A 320-nucleotide genomic window follows, 5' to 3' on the forward strand; every position below is an offset into this window, starting at 1 on the left:
TCTGAATCGCCTTCCAGCCATACGACATGGTCGTGTTGATCCGCCTCATTGGAATATCTTAATCGACCGGCCGCACTCGTGTTCGCTTTAGCAATGTTACTGAATACGTTAGGACTTCCTTGCGTAATCGTAGCCGATACCTCATCGGTTTCGAGCAGCTCGGTCATGCCATTTACCTTGGATCTATTCAGCTTCCACACTTGCGCTTTGACAATCTTCATGTAATCGAAGGTTGACGTTTGTGTCCACGTATCGGAGTAACCGCCCACTTCTACATCATGGCCACCCGAGTAGCTGCATTGATAGGTGGGACCGAGAAC

General features: G+C 49.4%; 1 protein-coding gene. It reads right to left on the reverse strand.

Features of this window, described 5'->3' with window-relative positions; genetic code table 11:
• On the reverse strand, positions 1–320 hold a 320-nt coding region (locus tag FGT79_RS31525; protein WP_171056549.1), incomplete at both ends, for a hypothetical protein.

Origin of the sequence: Paenibacillus sinopodophylli, from assembly GCF_005930355.1 — a bacterium.
Taxonomy (GTDB): Bacteria; Bacillota; Bacilli; order Paenibacillales; family Paenibacillaceae; genus Pristimantibacillus; species Pristimantibacillus sinopodophylli.